This is a genomic window from Paracoccus sp. S3-43, assembly GCF_029027965.1.
GTDB lineage: Bacteria > Pseudomonadota > Alphaproteobacteria > Rhodobacterales > Rhodobacteraceae > Paracoccus.
Map to the genome: position 1 here is coordinate 601,563 of NZ_CP119082.1, position 13,738 is coordinate 615,300.

Annotated in this window: 11 protein-coding genes; 3 read left to right on the forward strand and 8 right to left on the reverse strand. The window is 69.5% G+C overall.

What is annotated here, in order from left to right; translation table 11 throughout:
- Positions 1 to 30: 30 nt before the first annotated feature.
- Genes PXD02_RS03030 through lptF form a run of 3 tightly spaced genes read right to left on the reverse strand, consistent with a single transcriptional unit; the run spans position 31 to position 4,627 of the window.
- Positions 31 to 2,397 (reverse strand): LPS-assembly protein LptD, encoded by a 2,367-nt coding sequence (locus PXD02_RS03030; RefSeq protein WP_275105487.1) that lies wholly within the window; start codon positions 2,395 to 2,397, stop codon positions 31 to 33.
- Positions 2,394 to 3,503 carry an LPS export ABC transporter permease LptG gene (gene lptG, locus PXD02_RS03035; protein ID WP_275105488.1) on the reverse strand — a complete coding sequence of 370 codons (1,110 nt, stop codon included), beginning with the start codon at positions 3,501 to 3,503 and terminating at the stop codon, positions 2,394 to 2,396. The genes PXD02_RS03030 and lptG overlap by 4 nt, the downstream gene beginning before the upstream one ends.
- Positions 3,500 to 4,627 (reverse strand): LPS export ABC transporter permease LptF, encoded by a 1,128-nt coding sequence (lptF, locus tag PXD02_RS03040; RefSeq protein WP_275105489.1) that lies wholly within the window; start codon positions 4,625 to 4,627, stop codon positions 3,500 to 3,502. Before lptF ends, lptG begins: the two co-directional genes overlap by 4 nt.
- Before the next feature lie 109 nt (positions 4,628 to 4,736).
- On the opposite strand from lptF, the gene PXD02_RS03045 reads away from it, so the two are divergent.
- The 3 genes from PXD02_RS03045 to PXD02_RS03055 are packed head-to-tail and all read left to right on the forward strand — an operon-like array spanning position 4,737 to position 7,638.
- The gene (locus tag PXD02_RS03045) at positions 4,737 to 6,317 is read left to right on the forward strand and encodes a leucyl aminopeptidase (RefSeq protein ID WP_275105490.1); all 1,581 of its coding nucleotides are present in this window, start codon (positions 4,737 to 4,739) and stop codon (positions 6,315 to 6,317) included.
- A gap of 5 nt (positions 6,318 to 6,322) precedes the next feature.
- Positions 6,323 to 6,817: a DNA polymerase III subunit chi gene (locus PXD02_RS03050; protein WP_275105491.1), complete on the forward strand. Its 495-nt coding sequence runs from the start codon at positions 6,323 to 6,325 to the stop codon at positions 6,815 to 6,817.
- Positions 6,739 to 7,638, forward strand: coding sequence for a PepSY-associated TM helix domain-containing protein (locus tag PXD02_RS03055; RefSeq protein ID WP_275105492.1), 900 nt, complete (start codon positions 6,739 to 6,741; stop codon positions 7,636 to 7,638). Before PXD02_RS03050 ends, PXD02_RS03055 begins: the two co-directional genes overlap by 79 nt.
- A gap of 78 nt (positions 7,639 to 7,716) precedes the next feature.
- Here PXD02_RS03055 and urtE read toward each other — a convergent pair whose 3' ends face one another.
- The 5 genes from urtE to urtA are packed head-to-tail and all read right to left on the reverse strand — an operon-like array spanning position 7,717 to position 13,620.
- Positions 7,717 to 8,424: an urea ABC transporter ATP-binding subunit UrtE gene (urtE, locus tag PXD02_RS03060; protein ID WP_275105493.1), complete on the reverse strand. Its 708-nt coding sequence runs from the start codon at positions 8,422 to 8,424 to the stop codon at positions 7,717 to 7,719.
- A 3-nt stretch (positions 8,425 to 8,427) separates the two neighbouring features.
- Positions 8,428 to 9,168 carry an urea ABC transporter ATP-binding protein UrtD gene (urtD, locus tag PXD02_RS03065; protein ID WP_275105494.1) on the reverse strand — a complete coding sequence of 247 codons (741 nt, stop codon included), beginning with the start codon at positions 9,166 to 9,168 and terminating at the stop codon, positions 8,428 to 8,430.
- On the reverse strand, positions 9,165 to 10,373 hold the full coding sequence (gene urtC, locus PXD02_RS03070; RefSeq protein WP_275105495.1) for an urea ABC transporter permease subunit UrtC: 1,209 nt from the start codon (positions 10,371 to 10,373) through the stop codon (positions 9,165 to 9,167). Before urtC ends, urtD begins: the two co-directional genes overlap by 4 nt.
- Position 10,374: 1 nt before the next feature.
- Positions 10,375 to 12,282 carry an urea ABC transporter permease subunit UrtB gene (urtB, locus tag PXD02_RS03075; protein WP_473092067.1) on the reverse strand — a complete coding sequence of 636 codons (1,908 nt, stop codon included), beginning with the start codon at positions 12,280 to 12,282 and terminating at the stop codon, positions 10,375 to 10,377.
- 51 nt (positions 12,283 to 12,333) lie between these two features.
- Positions 12,334 to 13,620 (reverse strand): urea ABC transporter substrate-binding protein, encoded by a 1,287-nt coding sequence (urtA, locus tag PXD02_RS03080; RefSeq protein WP_275105497.1) that lies wholly within the window; start codon positions 13,618 to 13,620, stop codon positions 12,334 to 12,336.
- Positions 13,621 to 13,738 lie beyond the last annotated feature (118 nt).

Below are 13,738 nucleotides of genomic sequence, written 5' to 3' on the forward strand. Positions count from 1 at the left end.
TGCCCCATAGGTTCGTTTCTTGGCGCGAGATTAGCGCAAGCAGGACCGGCGCGCCACCGTGCCCGGCAAGTCTTCCTGCATTCCGAACCCGCCCAGCCGGACCGACAGGCCCAGGCTGGTTTCCGGGCGCACGCTGTCTGAACTGGTGAACCGGCGCGAGACGCCCATCTCGACCGTCAGGCATTCGTTGCGATAGGTCAGATCCAGCGACGCCCGCTGCGCCTGGTCGGCGTCGAAATCATAGCGGGTTTCGGCATTGCCCCACCAGCCGTCGCGGATCTGCCAGCCGATATTGGCGACCAGTTCGCTGATCTCGGGCCGTTCCGGCTGTTGCGCGTCGCCGTCCAGCCACAGATGGCCCGCCGACAGTTGCAGGTCGGGCCGCAGCCAGCCCAGCCGCAATTCGTTGCGCGACAGATCCAGGCCGTCGTCGAACAGCGCCCGGTTCGCCAGGGCAAGACCGGTGCCGCTGTCGTATTGCGCCGCGACCAGCCAGTCCGACCGGGTGGCCGACAGCGCCGATCCGGGCGGAAATGCGCGTTCGGGATCGGCGCGCAACACGCGGCCGCCGGTCAGGGCCAGCGACCAGCCGGTCGGGTCGATCCGCGTCCAGGTGACGCCCAGGTTGGCGCGCAGTCCCCCCTCGCGCGCGTCCCAGCCGGGAAAGCGGTTGTCGGAAAACAGGTTGCCTTCGTCGAATTCGATCAGGCGGCTGTCCTCGTTCGGGATGTCGTCGTCGGTGCCGGACGGGGAATACAGGATCTGCGCGACGGGTTCGACCAGATGGGTCGCGCCGTCGCTGCCGCCGATCAGGGGCCAGCGCAGTTCCACGCCCAGCATCGGGTCGGCGCGGGCCACCAGGTCGTCATAATCGCTGTCCTGGGCGATGCGATAGATGTCTGCGTCGATCCCGGCCAGGGCCGCGCCCACCACGCCGCCGGGCAGGATCTCGCTGCGGCGCCAGTCCAGCCCGACCGAGGCGCGGGCCATGTCGCGCCCCTCCCGGTCCTCGTCCGAGGGGCGGCGATGCGCATGGACCGACCATTCCAGCAGCGCCTGCCCGCCGATATAGCCGGGGGTGAAGCGGCGCTGCCAGATCACATCGGCCACCTGCGCGGGCGAGGTGCTGTTGTTTTCGTCGTCGCGCAGGGAATGGTAGTTGCCGACCCGGCCGAAGAACAGCTTGTCGCGGGTCACGCGGTCCAGGGTGAAGCCGCTCCACAGCCGGTCGGCCTCGGTGATGTCGTAATCCAGCAGATAGCCCCGGTCGGACGCGGTCTGCACCTGCACGCCCAGGCGATAGCCGCGCGGCAGGCCGATCAGCGCGTTGCCGAACAGATAGCCGCGCGTTTCGTCCGGCCGGATGTCGTCGCGGCTGATCGCGCCGTTCCATTCGGTCACGGCATTCGACCAGGCCTGGCGATAGCGCAGTTCCAGCGTCCGCGTCCGGCTGGCCGAGAGATAGGGCGTGACCGTCACATCGGCATGATCGCCCAGGGTGATGAAATAGGGCAGCTTGATCCCGAACCCCAGCCCCGAGGTGGTGCGGAATTCCGGCCGCAGGACGCCGCTGCGCCGTTCCACCGTCGGATCCGGCGCGGTCACGGCAAAGGGCGCGGCGGCCAGCGGCACGCCGAAGGCGCGGAATTGCGGATGGTCGAAGGTCAGCAGCCGGGTTTCGGCGTCATGGGTGATGGACCGGGCGCGAATCTCCCACAGTGGGGTCGGATCGCCGGCGCAGACCTGGCAGCTTGAGGCGACGACCTGGCGCAGGGTGGTGGTCCGGCCGTTGCCGGTCCGCGTCAGTTCCGTCGCGGCCAGCTGCAATTCGCGGGCCAGCACCAGCCGGGCGCCGCGGATGATGCCGTCCTGCAATTCGCGGTCAAGCTGGCCGCTGTCGGCGATCAGCACGGCCTCGGCGTCGGGATCCGCCGCGCCGGGGCGGGACAGGTGGATCGGGCCTTCGATGGTCAGGCTGCCGGACGGTCCGTCCACGACGATGCGCGACGCCACCAGCCGGGCGCCCTGATACCAGACGACGACGCCCCCCGCCGCGATCAGCGTCCGGTCGCCTTGCAGGACCATGCTGTCGGCCAGCACCGTCGCCGCATCGTCGGCGGGGCCGTCCGCCGCCGGGCGGCCGGGCAGGGTCACGTCGGCATCGGGGGACTCGGCCTGCAGGGACGCGGCGTCGGGGGTGCGGTCGCCCAGGATGCTGTTGCCCAGCGGGGCGGCGGTGGGGGCCAGCGCGGCCTCGTCATTCCAGCGGAAGGTGCCTGGCCCGCTCAGGCTGCCCGCGCCCAGGCCCGGATCCTGGGTCAGGATCGTCTGGCCAAGCGCCATGCCCGGCAGCAGCATCAACAGGGCGGCGAAGCTATGGCGCATGGCGGGGGTCATCCATCCTCTCGGGCCAGGATCAGCGCCATGGCCAGAAGCCCGCCGACCAGCGGCGGCGTCCATCCGGCAAGCCATGGCGGCACCTGCCCGTTATCGCCCAGAACCTGCGCCAGATTGCGCAGGAAGAACAGCCCGATCCCCGCCCCGAAGGCCAGCAGCACCGCGCCGCCGGTGTTGCGGCCCCGGACATGCTGCATGGTGAAGGCGGCGGCGATCAGCACCATGGCGCCCATCAGGAAGGGCCGGGCCAGTTCCATCTGCAACCAGACCTTGTGGCGCGCCGCCGAAAAGCCCGCCCGTTCCAGGCCCGCGATGAAACCCGGCAACTGCCAGACCGGCACCGCCTCGGGGCGGCCGAAGCCTTCGCGGATGCGCTGCGCGGTCAGGTCCGAGGCCAGATCCAGCCGAAGGGCCGAGGTGGCGGCGGCCTGGGGGTTGGGATCGGACAGGGGATAGTCGCGGATGTCGGACAATTCCCAATGGCCGGGCACCAGCCGGGCCTCGCGCGCCTCGATCCGGCGGACCGGACCCTGGGCTTCGTCGAAGACCATGAAGGTCGCCTCGTAAAGCGTCGTCGCGTCGGGGCTGGCGCGGCGGGCGCGGATCACGATCTGGCCGGATTCCTGGGAATCCTCGATCACGGCCTGGCGCAGCCAGACGGCGCTGCCGCCGACCGAGACGGTCTGGCGGCTGTCGCTTTCGATGCGGGCCACCGCCTCGTCATAGCGTGCGCCCGTCACCGCGACCAGCGGGTTCAGGAAGGCCACCGTCAGCGCGCCGACCAGCACGGCGGCGACGGCGGGCGCGGTCACGACCTTCAGCGCCGACCGCCCGGACGCGCGGATCGCCACCATTTCCGACGTCCGCGCCAGGTTCAAAAACAGCGCGATCCCCGCCAGCACCGTCAGCAGCGGCAGGATCGAATAGAAGCTGGAGGCGACGTTCAGCCCCGCCAGCCCCAGGGCGCCCGCCAGGCCGATGTCGCGGTCCGAGAAGCGGCGGATCATCTCGATCATGTCGATCAGCAGCAGGATCAGCAGGAACACCCCGGCGATGGTGACGAAGGACCGCAGGAAGCGGCGCGCGACATAGCGGGCCAGGATCATGCCGCCGCCCCCCGTTCCCTCGGGGGGCGCGGCCTGCCGGCCAGCCACAAAAGCCCGCAGCACATCACCGCGCCCACCGCCGCCGGCAGATACAGCAGCGGCCACAGCGTCGGGTCGCGCCCCGCCTGGTTGGCCGCGGCATTGGTCAGGAACTGCACAACGATCAGCCCCAGGACCGCCCACAGGATCTGCCGCCAGACGCCGAAGCGCGAATAGCCGCCGACCAGCAGCGTGGCGAAGCCGATCATCGCGGCGATGGGCGACAGCAGCGGCTGGGCGATCCGCTCGTGCGCCTCGCGCCGGGCGTCGGGGGCGGCGGCGCCGGTCGCGGCCAGCAGCCCGGCATCGGGATTGAGCAGCCGCAGGGTGCCATAGTCGCGCAGGTCGCGGCCCTTCTGGCCGCCGCCGGTCAGCAGGGCGCCGATGTCATAGCTGAATTCCTGGAACCGCGTGACCGCCAGCGACTGCCGGTCGCCCGACTGGCGCAGGTTCTGCGACATGCCGCGCAGCAGGATCAGCACCGGCCCGGTTTCGGCGCGCACGACCAGGGCTTCCTCGGAGGTATAGATCATCTGGTTGGCGGGATCGCGTGCATCCTCGATGAACAGATCCAGCAGGCGGCCGTCAGCGGCGATGGCGCGGATGAACAGGGTGATGCCGTCCGCCGGATACTGGAAGCTGCCGGGGCGCAGGAACTGTTCGGTCACGTCCTGGGCCAGTTCGGCCTGCCGGTCGGCCAGCCGGGCGCGGGCCATCGGCACAAGCCCGTGGACCAGCACCGCCACCATCAGCCCCACGAAGACGCCGAAGACCAGCACCGGCCGCGCCAACCGCCAGGGCGACAGCCCCGCCGCCTGCATCGCCACCAGTTCCGACTCCCCGGACATGCGGTTGGTGCCATAGGCCGTCGCCGCGAAGGCCGCGACCGGCAGCACGACCGAGATCACCAGGGGCAGCGTCAGCGCCGTGAATTCCAGCACCACAAGCGCGGTCCGCCCGTCGCCCAGCAAGTCGTCGAACAGGCTGACCGCCCGGTTGATCCAATAGACCGACACCAGCACCAGGGCGAAGAACCCGAACAGGGTCAGCAGTTGGCCAAGGATATAGCGGTCGATCCGGGGCATGTGGCGGGAATTGTCCTTCGCTGGTCACGTCTTGCTTAGCGGCAAGGGCGGCTCTGGAAAAGGGTGCGCGGGGCGTCTAGGCTTTCTTGCGCAGAATGATGAGGACGCCATGACCCACCCCGTCGAAATCACCTTCACCGAAATCGCCGCCGACCGGCTGGCCGGGCATCAGGGCCGGGTGGCGATGATCGTCGCGCCGGGCGCCGGCCTGCCGCCGGGCTTGCCCGACGCGGCGCTGGCGGCGGCCCGGCGGGCGATGGAATCCAAGGCAGGCCGCGCGCTGAAGCCCGGCGCGGCGCTGGAACTGGCCTTCCCGGCGGGAATGCAGGCCGATGCGCTGACCCTGGTCGCGCTGCCCGACGACGCGACGGTGGCCCAGGCGCGCAAGGCGGGCGCGGCCATCGGCGCCAAGCTGGGCCGCGCCCATACGCTGGTCCTGGCGGGCGGGCATCCGCTGGCGAACGAGGTGGCGCTGGGCATCGCGCTGCGCGGATACGACTTTTCCGTCTATCAGACCAAGCCCGTCGAGGGCGAGGGGGAGACGGGCGCCGACCCGATCCCGCAAAGCATCACGCGCGGGGCGGACAATGCCGTGCTGGCCGATGCCCAGGCCGACAGTGCGCCCGAAACCCCGTCCGAGCCGGTCAGCGAAAAGGCCCGCGTCACCTTCATGGCCGCCGATCCCGAAGCCCTGGCGAAATCCGCCCAGGACGCCGCGGCCGTGGCCGAGGGCGTGTTCTTCACCCGCGATCTGGTCAACGAACCCGCCAATGTCCTGACCACCACCGATTTCGCCGACCGCCTGAAGGCGATGGAGGAGATCGGCCTGACCGTCGAGGTGCTGGAGGAGGACCGGCTTGCCGAACTGGGGATGCGCGCGCTGCTGGCCGTGGGGCAGGGGTCGGAAAGCCCCTCCAAGGTCGTGGTGATGCGCTGGAACGGCGGCGGCGATCAGGCGCCGCTGGCCCTGGTGGGCAAGGGCGTGGTCTTCGACACCGGCGGCATCTCCATCAAGCCCGCCGCGGGGATGGAGGAGATGACCATGGACATGGGCGGCGCGGCCGTGGTGGCGGGCGTGATGCGCACGCTGGCGCTGCGCCGCGCCAGGGCCAATGTCGTGGGCCTGGTGGGGCTGGTGGAAAACATGCCCGACGGCAAGGCGCAGCGTCCGGGCGACATCGTCCGTTCCATGAAGGGCGACACGATCGAGGTCATCAACACCGATGCCGAGGGCCGTTTGGTCCTGGCCGACGTGCTGTGGTATGCGCAGACGCGCTTCGATCCCTCGGCCGTGATCGACCTGGCGACGCTGACCGGCGCCGTCATCATCGCCCTTGGCCATGACAATGCGGGCGTCTTCGCCAATGACGACAGGCTGGCCGATCACATCCTGGATGCCGCGAAGGCCGAGGGCGAGGGCGCCTGGCGTCTGCCGCTGGGCCAGCCCTATGACAAGCTGATCAAGTCGCGGCTGGCCGACATGAAGAACACCGGCGGCCGCGCGGCGGGGTCGATCACGGCGGCGCAGTTCCTGCAACGCTTCATCCGCAAGGATACCCCCTGGGCGCATATCGACATCGCGGGCGTGGCCCTGCCGCCCGGCGCGACCGACCTGGCCCCCAAGGGCGCGACCGGCTGGGGCGTGATGACGCTGGATCGCCTGATCCGCGACCGCTACGAGGCGAAATAGCCCCGGTGGGCAACGCGCTGTTCTATCACCTGACCCGGTCCCCGGCGGAAAGCCTGCTGCCGGTGCTGATCGGCAAGTCGCTGGCGGCGGGCTGGCATGTGGAACTGCGCGGCACGGATCCGGCGCGGATGGAGCGGCTGGATCTGCATCTGTGGCAGGGCGACGGCTTCCTGCCGCACGGGCTGGCGGGCGGGCCGCATGACGCGCGCCAGCCGGTGCTGCTCACGGTGACCGGACAGGGGGCGGCCGGACAGGGGGCGGCCGGGCAGGGGGCGGCCGGGCAGGGGGCGGCGAACCGCCCCGCCTGCCTGATGGCGCTTGACGGGGCCGAGGTCGCGCCCGCCGAATGCGAGGGTCTGGAACGCGCCTGCATCATCTTCGACGGCGGCGACGCGGCGGCCACGGCGCGGGCGCGCGACCAGTGGCGCGCGCTGACCGGCGCGGGCGTCGCCGCCGAATACTGGTCCGAGGAATCGGGCCGCTGGGAACGCAAGCGATAGGCTGCTGCGGCAAGATGCGGCTTGCGCGGTGGCGGGTGCTTCTGGCATCGCTGTCGCCCTGCGCCGGCGCCTGCGACCCTGCCTTGCACGGGACCATCGGCGCCGTGCTGTCGGTCGTGCTGCTGTTCGTGTCGATCACCGGCCTGACCTGGTCGCAGCAGGCGGGCGCCCGATTCGAGACGCTGCAAACCCGGCTTGGCTGGAAGACGCCCTCGGCCAGCGCGGCCCTGTCCGGACCGCCGGTCGCGGCATCCGAACATGGCGATCACGGCGCCCCCCTGCATCACGACCCCGCCGCCCGAGAGGATCGCCTGGACCAGCTGGACGCCGTGGCCGCCGCCGCGCAGGCCGGCGGCATCGACGCGCCCCGGTTCGAGATCCGCCTGCCCAAGCCCCAACAGGCCTGGGTGGTGCGCGAATACGACCGAAGCTGGCCCACCCAGGTCGATACCGTGGCGATCCACCCCGACACCATGCAGATCACCAGCCGCGCCGATTTCGCCAGTTTCACCCTGGTTCCCAAGCTGATCCGCTGGGGCATCGACGCGCATATGGGCGTGCTGTTCGGGCTGCCCAACCAGATCCTGATGGCCCTGGTCGCGGCGGGGCTGATGGTGATGATCGTCTGTGGCTATCGGATGTGGTGGTCCCGCCGCCCCTTCGCGGCCGAGCCGTTGTCGGCAAGCTGGCGCCGCCTGTCGCCCGGCCAGCGGATCCTGTGGGTCGCGGCGGCCATCGGCCTGGGCTGGGCGCTGCCGGTGCTGGGGGTCAGCCTGGCGGGATTCGTCGCCGTGGATCTGCTGCGGTCGCGGATGCGGTGACGCGCGGTGGCGGGCCGATGCCGTCGGCAGGGGCCACAGAGGGGCGATGCGGCGGGGCGATGCGGCGGGTGTAAGGCGCTATGCCGCCGCGTGACCCGCCAGCCGGGCGTGCAGGTCGGCGCGGCGCAGGCTGGCCTTGGCGCCCTGCATGACGGCGCGGCCGCGTTCCAGAACCAGGAAATCGTCGCCCAGATCCCAGGCGAAGTCGAAATACTGTTCGACCAGCACGATGGCCATGTCGCCCCGGTCGCGCAGCGCGGCGATGACGCGGCCGATCTGGGCGATGATGTTGGGCTGGATGCCCTCGGTCGGTTCGTCCAGGAGCAGGATGCGCGGCCGGGTGATCAGCGCGCGGGCGATTGCAAGCTGCTGCTGTTGTCCGCCGGACAGGTCGCCGCCGCGCCGCTGCGCCATCTGGGCCAGAACGGGGAAGCTGTCGAAGATCTCGTCGGGGATGCGGCGTTCGGCGCGGGGCAGGCAGGCGAATCCGGTTTCCATGTTCTCGCGAACGGTGAGCATCGGAAAGATCGCCCGGCCCTGCGGGACATAGCCCACCCCCAGCCGCGCCATCTGCTGCGCCGTCACCCGGCCCAGTTCGCGCCCGTCCAGCCGGATCGTCCCGCCCGAGCGGGGATGGCGCCCGGCCAGCAGCGCCATCAGCGAGGTCTTGCCCACGCCGTTGTTGCCCATCACGCAGGTCACGCTGCCGGCGCGGGCGGTAATGTCGATGCCGTGCAGGATCTGGCTGCCGCCGTAATGCAGGGTCAGGTTCGTGGCTTCCAGCATTTCTCAGCGCCCCAGATAGACTTCGATCACGTCGGGATTGCGGGTCACATGGTCCAGCGACCCCTCGGCCAGGACGGCGCCCTGGTGCAGCACCGTCACCTTGCAGTTCAGGCGGCGCACGAAATCCATGTCATGTTCCACCACCACCACCGCGCGACTCTCGGCCAGCCGGACCAGCAGCGCCGTGGTCTGCTCGCGTTCCGCCAGCGTCATCCCGGCGGCGGGTTCGTCGACCAGCAGCAGGCGGGGTTCCTGGGCCAGCAGCATCCCGATCTCCAGCCATTGCTTCTGGCCGTGCGACAGTTCGCCCGCCTTGCGCGCGATCTGCGGGGCAAGGCCCACGTCCGAGGCCAGTTCGGCCACGCGGGCCTGCGACTCTGCCGAGGGCCGCCAGCCCAGCACCGCAAAGGGGCTGCGCTTGGCCTTCAGCGCCATGGTCAGGTTGTCCGCGACGGTCTGATCCTCGAAGACGGTGGGGCGCTGGAACTTGCGGCCGATGCCCTCGCGGGCGATCTGTGCCTCGTTCATGCGCAGCAGGGATTTCGGCGGCGTCCCGAAGGTCACGTCGCCCGCGTCGGGGCGGGTCTTGCCGGTCACGATGTCCATGAAGGTGGTCTTGCCCGCGCCGTTCGGGCCGATCACCGCGCGCAGTTCCGTCGCGCCGATGTTGAAGGACAGGTTGTCGATGGCCCGGAAGCCGTCGAAGCTGACGGAAATCCCGTCCACCTCCAAGAGCGCGCTCATGCCTGGGCCTCCTTGGCCTGCGGTTCGGGGGCGGGGACGCGGCGTAGCGGGGACAGGCGGTCGAAGAGGCCCGCGATGCCCTGGGGCGCGAACAGCGTGACCAGCACGAAGCCCAGGCCAAGCGCCACCTGCCACCAGTCCACCCAGTTGACCGTGTATCCCGGCAGGCGGATCGCGGGCGCCCGCCCGCCGGTGAACCAGCTTGACAGCAGCGACACGACCACCGCGCCGATGATCGCGCCATACAGCCTGCCGCGCCCGCCGATGGCGACCCAGACCGCCAGATAGATCGAGGCGATGGGCATCAGTTCCGCCGGGTTGATGATCCCGGCCTGCGGATAATACAGCGCCCCGGCAACAGCGGTCAGCATCGCGGCCAGGGTGAAGACGGCCAGCTTGAAGCGCTCGACCGGATAGCCCAGGAAGCGGACGCGGGTCTCGTCGTCGCGGATGGCGCGGATCACGCTGCCGAACTTGCCGCTGACCACCCAGGCGGCCAGGACATAGGCCAGCCCGAGCGCGGCGGCCGAGGCCCACAGGAACCAGACCGACAGCGTGGCCTGATCGACCCCGTCCAGGCCGGGGATGTTCTGCAAGCCCGACAGACCGTTATTGCCGCGAAAGCCGCTGTCGTTCTGGAACAGCCACAGCGCCAGGGCCAGGGTCATCGCCTGGGTCAGGATCGACAGGTAGACGCCGTTGACGCGGCTGCGGAAGGCCAGCCAGCCGAAGACCAGGGCCAGCAGGCCCGGCACCGCGACGACCAGCAGCAGTTGCAGCGGCAGCGAATGGGCGAAGGACCAGACCAGCGGCAGGTCCGACGATCCGACCACGCCGAAGATCTGGTTGGCGACGCCCTCCTGCAATTCGGCAGGCGTGGGCGGGATCGGGTTCCGGGCCATGCTGGCGGCGACGATGGCTTCGGTGCGCGCATACATCAGCCATTGCCCGATCAGATAGCCGCCAAGCGCGAAGAAGGCCATCTGCCCCAGCGACAGGATGCCCAGGTATCCCCAGACCAGATCCATCGCCACCGCCGCCAGCGCCAGGCACAGCGTCTTGCCCAGCACCTTGACCATCGAGGTGGGCACCGCCCCGCTGCCATGGGCAGGACCAAGCAGCGTGACGGCGACCGTGAACACCGCCAGCACCGCCAGCACGATCAGGATCGAGGGATTCTTCAGGATGAAGGGTTTGCGGGTCATGTCACGCCTCGGCTGCGCGACCGCGCTGCGGGATGATGCCGCGCGGACGGAACTGGATGAAGATCACGATGAACAGGATCATGAAGGTCTGCGCCGCCAGCGTGTTCGAGGGGTTGAAGGACTCGATCACCTTGGACACCACGCCGATCAGCCCCGCGCCCGCCAGCGTGCCCCAGATAGTGCCGACCCCGCCCACGACCACGGTCATGAAGCTCTGCACGATGTATTGCTGGCCCAGTTCGGAGGTGACCTGCGCGAAGAGGCCGATGGCGACGCCCGCGATCCCCGCGATGCCCGACCCGAGGCCGAAGGTCATCATGGCGATGCGGTCGGGGTTGATTCCCATCGATGCCGCCATGCCGGGGTTCTGGGTCACGGCGCGAACCTCCAGCCCCAGCCGGGTGCGCTTCATGATGAACAGGAACAGGCCCAGGAACAGCAGGGCCAGCACGAAGATCGCCACCCGGATCGAGGAGATCGAGATCACGTCGTTCACGGTGATCGCGCCTTCCAGCCAGGCGGGCGCGGTCAGCGGCCGGGCCTGGGTGCCGAAGATGTTCTTGGCCAGCTGTTGCAGCGCGATGGAGACGCCGAAGGTCGCCAGCAGCGTCTCCAGCGGGCGGTTCGCCAGATGCCGGATGACCAGGCGATACAGCAGCACCCCCGCCCCGAAGGTCACGGCGAAGGCCAGCGGCAGCGCGACGACCAGCGACAGGGTGCGGTCGGCGATCAGCGTCTGGGTGACATAGCCGGTATAGGCGCCCATCATGATGAATTCGCCATGCGCCATGTTGATGACGCGCATCACGCCGAAGGTGATCGCCAGCCCGATCGCCGCCAGGAAATAGATCGAGGCCAGCGACAGCGCGTCCAGCCCCAGGTCGATCCCGGTCATCGCCGCCAGCCGCACCTGCGCGCGCCGTTCGGCGGCGCGGGCGGCATCCGTCACGGCGGGATCGGGTTCGGCATAGACCTCGAAGAAGCGGTTCGCGGCCAGGGCGGCTTCGGCCTCGGCATCGGTGGCGGCGGGGGGAGCGGCGCCTGCGGCCTCCAGCGCCTCATAGGCGCGGTCGCGGGCCGCGGGGTCGTCCAGATCGGCGACGGGGACGCCGCCGACCGCGCCGGCCACGATATTGGCGGCCAGGGCGTTGCGCTGATCGGCGGGGGTCAGGCGGGGTTGCAGCGTGCCGTTCGCGGTCAGCAGGGCGATGGCGGCCTCTCGCGGGAAATCGCCGCCGATGGTCATTTCGCGGGCGATATTGGCCTGCGGTTCGGTGGCCGAGGCGATGCGCGTCGTCGCCAGCAGCGGGTTCAGCGCGGCGCGGAAATCCAGCCCCACATCGCCCGCCAGGCTGTCGATGGCCGCGACTCGGGCCGCCGGGTCGGGGTCGAAGCGAATCGCCAGCAGGGTGGTCACGCGGTCGCGCTGCGCAGCAAGCGCCGGATCCTGTTCGGGCGGTGATGCACGAAGCGCCTCCAGATGATCGGCGGTGCCGTCGCGGGCGATGCTGGCCAGGGCGGCGGCACGGCGGGCCGGATCGGGGCTGGAAATCTCGCCCGCGACCAGGGCCGATTCGATGACGCCGCGCACGCCGGAATTGGGGCGCAGCATCTTCGGATCGGCGCCCGGCACCGCCGCGCCGGTCGCGGCGTCGCGGGCGCTGTCGCCATCCACGATCAGCAGCCGCCCGTCATCGGTCACGCCAAGCGCGCGGTTGGCCCAGGCAGACAGCAGCGCCAGCCCCTCGGGTCCGGTGGCGGCGATCTCGGCCACCAGCGGCCCGACCGTGCGGCGCGAGGGTTTTTCGATCTGGTCCAGGTTCTGCGCGATCACCGCCTCCAACGCGGGATTGGCGGCGGCCGGAAGGGCCAGGCACAGCGTCAGGACAAGGGCGATCAGCGGGCGGATCATGGGCACGTTCCCGGCAAAAGGGGGGCGGCGAAACCGCCCCCGAAAGGATCAATAGTTCGACTGGACCTGCACGCAGCTGCTGGTTTCGGTGTTGAACATGCCGCAATCCTTGCCCGGCCAGTCGGCGTCCAGCTTGGCCGATTCGGGCAGGAAGTCGGTCCAGGCGTCGCCGGGCACCGGCTCGGTCTGGCTGACGATGTCGAACTGGCCGTCCTCGCGGATCTCGCCGATCAGGACAGGCTTGGTCAGGTGGTGGTTCGGCAGGATGGTGGCGGTGCCGCCGGTCAGGTTCGGCACCTCGACGCCGACGATGGCGTCCAGCACCGGATCGACATCGGTGGTGCCGGCCTTTTCGACCGCCGAGACCCAGGCGTTGAAGCCGATCATCGTGGCTTCCATCGGGTCGTTGGTCACGCGCTTGTCGTCGCCGATGAACGTCTTCCATTCCTCGATGAAGGCGGTATTGGCGTCGGACTCGGCGCTTTGGAAATAGTTCCAGGCGGCCAGATGCCCCACCAGGTTGGTCGTATCCAGGCCCGCCAGTTCCTCTTCGCCCACGGAAAACGCCATCACCGGGATGTCGTCGGCGCTGACACCCGCCGCCGCCAGTTCCTTGTAGAAGCCCACATTGGCGTCGCCGTTGATGGTCGACACCACGCCGACCTTCTTGCCGTCCGCGCCAAGCGCCACCACATCGGCGACGATCTTGGACCAGTCGGAATGGCCGAAAGGGGTGTAATTGACGAAGATGTCGCCTGCCGCGACGCCCTTGCCCTTCAGATAGGCGTCCAGGATGTTGTTCGTGGTGCGCGGATAGACGTAATCGGTGCCCAGCAGCGCCCATTTCTCGACGCCCAGTTCCTCGGCCATGTAATCCACCGCCGGGATCGCCTGCTGGTTCGGCGCGGCGCCGGTATAGATGACGTTTTTCGAGGATTCCTCGCCTTCATACTGGACCGGATAGAACAGCAGCCCGTTCAGTTCCTCGATCACCGGCAGCACGGATTTGCGGCTGACGCTGGTCCAGCAGCCGAAGATCGCGTCCACGTCGCTGACGGTCAGCAATTCGCGCGCCTTTTCGGCGAACAGCGGCCAGTCGGATGCCGGGTCCACCACCACGGCCTCGATGGGTCGGCCCAGCAGCCCGCCCTTGGCGTTCTGCTGTTCGACCATCATCAGGACCGTGTCCTTCAGCGTGGTTTCCGAAATCGCCATGGTGCCCGACAGCGAATGCAGCACCCCGATCTTGATCGGTTCGCCTTCCTGCGCCATCGCGCCCGTTGCCAATGCCATGGCGGTGGTCAGCGCCAGCATCGCAGAGAGTTTTCTCATCATCACCTTCCCCGGCCGTTCGGCCCATGTCCCTGTTGTTCGGTGAAGGCGGAGGGCCTTCGCAGGTGCAGCAAGCCGGGTTTTCGGCGGGCTGAACAGGTTTTGGGCAGGTTGGGGGCAG

Excerpts from the sequence above, each read along its gene's own strand:
- urtE (WP_275105493.1), bottom strand. The coding sequence starts at position 8,424 with ATGCTGGAAGCCACGAACCTGACCCTGCATTACGGCGGCAGCCAGATC.
- PXD02_RS03045 (WP_275105490.1), top strand. The coding sequence starts at position 4,737 with ATGACCCACCCCGTCGAAATCACCTTCACCGAAATCGCCGCCGACCGG.
- urtC (WP_275105495.1), bottom strand. The coding sequence starts at position 10,373 with ATGACCCGCAAACCCTTCATCCTGAAGAATCCCTCGATCCTGATCGTG.
- PXD02_RS03030 (WP_275105487.1), bottom strand. The coding sequence starts at position 2,397 with ATGACCCCCGCCATGCGCCATAGCTTCGCCGCCCTGTTGATGCTGCTG.
- urtD (WP_275105494.1), bottom strand. The coding sequence starts at position 9,168 with ATGAGCGCGCTCTTGGAGGTGGACGGGATTTCCGTCAGCTTCGACGGC.
- urtA (WP_275105497.1), bottom strand. The coding sequence starts at position 13,620 with ATGATGAGAAAACTCTCTGCGATGCTGGCGCTGACCACCGCCATGGCA.
- lptG (WP_275105488.1), bottom strand. The coding sequence starts at position 3,503 with ATGATCCTGGCCCGCTATGTCGCGCGCCGCTTCCTGCGGTCCTTCGTC.
- lptF (WP_275105489.1), bottom strand. The coding sequence starts at position 4,627 with ATGCCCCGGATCGACCGCTATATCCTTGGCCAACTGCTGACCCTGTTC.